Below are 4,484 nucleotides of genomic sequence, written 5' to 3'. Positions count from 1 at the left end.
GGGGCGACGCGAAACGTCGCCGTTGGGTCGTTCGTCGAAAGGCAACGTTGCGCGGGGTTCAGGTCGGGCGGTAGGGGAGGCTGGCGCGCCCCGACGGTCGTCTGCCCGCGGAAGAGACCTCCGCGCCTGCCTCCCGACGTGATTCACGCCAAACCTTGCCGTTGCGTCCGTCGTCGAAAAGGCAACGTTGCGCGGGGTTCAGGTCGGGCGGCAGGCGCGATGAGGCGCCGTTGTTCCGACGGTCATCGGAGCGCGCCAGCCGCCCCTACCGGTCCGCGCGACGCGAAACGTCGCCGTGGGGACGACGTTTCGCGGGGTTCACGCGGGCGACGCGAAGCGTCGCCGGCGGGTTATTCGCCGCGCAGGCGGGCGAGGATCACTTCGGCCGAGGTCTCGGGATCGCGGTTCGAGGTGTCGACGTCGAGGCGCTCGCTCTCGGGAATCTCGTCCGGAGCTTCCGCGCGCTGCAGCATCGAGCGGTAGACCTCGACCGTGCCGTCCGACATCCCCGGCGGACGCTTCGTCAGGCGTCCTTCGACGACGTCCTGCGGCGCCGTGAGGCGCACGAAGAGCAGCGGCGTCTTCGCCTCCGCCGCGACGTCCCGCAGCGCCTTCCGCTGCTCGCGGGCCACGAACGTCCCGACGGCCAGCGGCGCGTCCCCTTGCTCGATCCGCTCCGCCGCGCCGCGCGCCAGCGTGCGGTAGGTCGCCGCGGTCATCGCGTGGGTGTAGATCCCCTGCCCGACGCCGGCCGGCGCCGGCTTCGACGGATCGAGGCCGGCGAGTTCCTTGCGGATCCGGTCGGTCTCCAGCGGGGCGAGCCCCGCCGCGCGGCGCAGCTTGTCGGCCACCGCGGTCTTCCCCACGCCGGTCAGCCCCGAGAGGACGATCACCGTCGGCGGCACGAGGCCCCGCGTGTACCGCTCGGCGAGCGCGTAGAGCTTCCGCGCGTCGTCCGCGGCGCGCGCGCGCACCGCCTCGTCCACTTCCGTCGCCGAGGCGGTGAGCGACGAGATCTTCGCCCGGACCATCGCGCGGTACGCCTTGTAGAACGGCAGCGCCGCCTCGAGCGTCGGATCCCCCGCGATCCGCCCGTACGTCTCGACGAACGCGTCGGCCAGATCCGCGCGGCCCCGGAACTCGAGGTCCATCGCCGTGAACGCGACCTCGGAGGCGACGTCGCCGCAGCGGTAGGCCGGCGAGAACTCGATGCAGTCGTAGACGACCGGCTTGCCGTCGGCGAGGATGCAGACGTTCGGCGAGTGCAGGTCGCCGTGGCAGTCGCGCACCCGCCCCGCGGCGACGCGCGTCCGGAAGAGCCGCTCGCGCGTCTCCAGGAACTGCGTCGTGCGGGCGCGCATCAGGTGGTGCGTCCGCGGATCGACGAACCGCCCGCGGAAGACTTCCGTCTGGTCGAAGTTCTCGATCGCCAGGCGACCCGCGGCGTCGCGCGTCCCGTGCTTCTCGATCTCCACGCCCGCCTCGGCGCGGGCGTGGAACGCCGCGACCAAGCGCGCCAGCCGCTCGACGTGCCGCGCCTCGAGCGCCCCCTCGGCGAGCAGCTTGTCCATCATCCGTTCCTGCGGCAGGCGCTTCATCACGACGAGCAGCTCGTCGCAGGGCGGCGGCGTCTCGCTCGGCTGCCCGACCTCGACGATCCCCTTCGGCCGCAGCCAGACCGGCGCGAGGCCGACGTAGAACTCCGGCGCGAGACGGCGGTTGAGCCGCAGCTCCTCGCGGCAGAAGTGGGCGCGCTTCTCGGGCGTCGAGAAGTCGAGGAAGCCGAAGTCCACCGGCTTCTTGAGCTTGAACGCGTGCTCCCCGGCGAGGAACACGGCGCTGATGTGCGTCTGCACGACCAGCGTCAGCCCGTCCCCCGCCATCGGCAGGGCGCCCGGCGCGGCCAGCGCGGCGATCAGGGTTTCGATGTCCATTCCATCGCTCATGGCTTCTTCCCTGCGCGCGACGCCGCCAAGGCGGCGTTCGCCGCGCGCGCGATCCGCGCGACCAGCCCGCGCCGGCAGGCCAGCAGGCCGGTCGTGTTCTGCGTCTCCGCGGTGTTGTAGATCTTCTCCCGCCCGTACGCGTCGCCGAAGAACCCGCCCGCGGCGGTGATCAGCGCGTCCGGCGCGCAGGCGTCCCAGTGACGCGAGCGCTTGCCCAGCGAGACGTAGGCGTCGGCGCGCCCGGCGAGCACCAGCGCCGCCTTCCGCCCGACCGACCCCGACACGACCACGGCGTTCGGCGCCAGCTCCTCGACGAGGCGCGCCGTGCGCGCCCCGGCGCGGTTGCGGCTGAGCGCGAGGATCAGCCGTCCCTCGACGTCCGGCATCTCCGGCAGCACGATCCGCCGCGGCGCCGCGTCCTTGAGGATCTCGTACGTCCCCTCGCCGACCGCCCCGGCGAACGTCCGGCCGTCGGCCGGAAGATGGACGACGCCGAGCGCGGCGCGCCCCTCCACGGCGAGGCCGATCATCACCGCGAACTCCCCCGCGCGCTGCACGAACTGCTTCGTGCCGTCGAGCGGATCGACGATCCAGACGCGCCGCGATGCGAGGCGGCTCAGGTCGTCCGGGGTCTCCTCCGTGAGCAGCGCGTCGTCCGGGTAGGCCTCGGCGAGCCCCTCGCGGATGAAGCGGTCGGCGCGGCGGTCGGCGATCGTCACCGGCCCTTCGTCGTTCGCCTTCTGCACGACCTCGAACTCGCCCCGCTGCACGGCGAGCGCGAGCTCGCCCGCGCCGCGCGCGAGCCGGATGGCGGTTTCCAATGCGGGGATCATGCGGCCATTGTAGCCGCGGCGACGTTCGGGGTCAGGCGGGCTGGGCGGCGACGCATCCCGCGGGCGCGCCGCGGGTCAGCAGCAGTTCGACCGACTCCGGATCGAGCGCCGCGCCGGAGAGCTTGCGCATCAGCGCCCGCGCGTCCGGCTCGGCGAGCGGCGGACGGAACGGCCGCGGCGTGCGGAGCGCGGCGTAGGTGTCGCAGGCCTGCACGAGCCGCGACGCCGCGTGCGGGACCCACGAGGCGGCGGTGTGCGGATAGCCGCGCCCGTCGCGCCGCAGGTGGTGCTCGAACGCCACGACGCCGCAGATCGTCGGGATCCCGGGCGTCGCCAGCAGCCAGCGCGCGCCGACGAGCGGGTGCTGGCGGATGGTGCGGAAGTCTTCCTGCGTCAGCCGCAGCGGCCGCTGCACCAGCTCGAGCGGAATCGCCCGCATGCCGATGTCGGCGCAGAGCGCCGCCTCGATCAGCTCCGCCAACGCGTCGCCGGCGATCCCCGCGGCCCGTCCGCTCAGCGCGGCGAGACGCGCGACGTCGAGCGCGTGCTCGAGCGTCGAGAGCGCGGTCGTCGTGCCGCCGTAGAGCTGCACCGGGCGCGAGAGGCCGTCGCCGGGGAAGCCGGAGACGAAGTTGAGCAGCCACGCCATCGCCGCGTCGTCGCGCCGACCGGCCTGCTCGATCGCCGTCCAGTACGTCCCGAGCAGGTGAAGCGCCTGGCGCACGTCCTGCGGCGGCGCGGCGACCGGACCGGTGGTGCGGACCGCGCCCGTGGCCTGCGGACCGGCGCCGTTGAAGACCGGCGCGGCGCCCGCGCCCCGCGGCGCCGCGGGGTAGATCGCGACCGGGCCCGTCGGGGGGCCGGCGAAGGGCGACAACGGATCGACCGGACCGCTCGGCGGGCCGCCGTAGATCGTCGTCGGGGCGCCGCCGTAGATCGTCGTCGGCGGACCGGCGTAGACCGCGGGCTGCCCCACCGGCCCGGTCGGCGGACCGGCGAGCGGCACGGGGCCCGTCGGCGGACCGCTGTAGATCGTCGTCGGAGGACCGTTGTAGATCGTCGTCGGCGGGCCGGCGTAGACCGCGGGTCGGTCCACCGGCCCGGTCGGCGGACCGGCGAGCGGCGCCGCCGGAACGACCGGCCCCGTCGGCGGACCCGCGTACGGCTGCGGCACGGGGCCCGTCGGCGGACCGGCGGCGAAGCCGCCCGTGGCCCGCGCGCCGAGCGCCGCGGCGCCCTGCGGATAGCCGCCCGTCGGAACCGGGCCGCTGTAGGCCGGCGGACCGCCGTAACTCGAGGGATAGCCGGTCCCGGCCGAGGCCGCGCCGACGCCGCCCGGCGGCGTCGCCTGCGGCGCCGAGACGGCCACGCCCGCCATCACCGGCCGCGGCGTCGGCGGCGGCGCCTGCATCGGCACCGCGCCGGTCCCGTTCGCCGGACGTTCCGCGCCCGAGGTGAAGACGCGGAGCATCTCCAGCAGCTGCTCGACCCCCGCCTCTCCCGCGAGATGGAGGTCCATGACCCGCGCCGCCCGCGCGGCCGGCCCCAGCTCGACCATCAACTCCGGCGAGATCCGCTCCGGCAGGTCGCCGCCCAGACGAAGCTCGGCGTTGTAGAAGTCGATGACGACCTCGTACCCCTGCGCGAGGAACGGGCCCCAGATCTGGCGGACGCGGTTCTCGGCGTTCTTGCGCTGCGGATGGCC

Annotated in this window: 3 protein-coding genes; all 3 read right to left on the bottom strand. The window is 74.6% G+C overall.

Translation table 11 applies throughout. The features are described from left to right. Positions 1-350: 350 nt before the first annotated feature. Positions 351-1,946, bottom strand: coding sequence for an AAA family ATPase (locus LLG88_11060; GenBank protein MCE5247441.1), 1,596 nt, complete (start codon positions 1,944-1,946; stop codon positions 351-353). Further along, positions 1,943-2,779, bottom strand: a complete 837-nt coding sequence (locus LLG88_11055; GenBank protein ID MCE5247440.1) for a 3'(2'),5'-bisphosphate nucleotidase CysQ — start codon at positions 2,777-2,779, stop codon at positions 1,943-1,945. The genes LLG88_11060 and LLG88_11055 overlap by 4 nt, the downstream gene beginning before the upstream one ends. Positions 2,780-2,810: 31 nt before the next feature. Beyond that, a partial coding sequence (locus tag LLG88_11050; protein ID MCE5247439.1) for a hypothetical protein occupies positions 2,811-4,484 on the bottom strand: 1,674 nt, incomplete at its 5' end.

This window comes from bacterium, from assembly GCA_021372775.1.
Lineage (GTDB): Bacteria > Acidobacteriota > Polarisedimenticolia > J045 > J045 > JAJFTU01.
This window is presented reverse-complemented; position numbering and strand designations above follow the sequence as displayed.

What these genes read in the sequence shown, in the direction of transcription:
- LLG88_11055 (MCE5247440.1), bottom strand. Translation starts at nt 2,779, where the DNA reads ATGATCCCCGCATTGGAAACCGCCATCCGGCTCGCGCGCGGCGCGGGC.
- LLG88_11060 (MCE5247441.1), bottom strand. Translation starts at nt 1,946, where the DNA reads ATGAGCGATGGAATGGACATCGAAACCCTGATCGCCGCGCTGGCCGCG.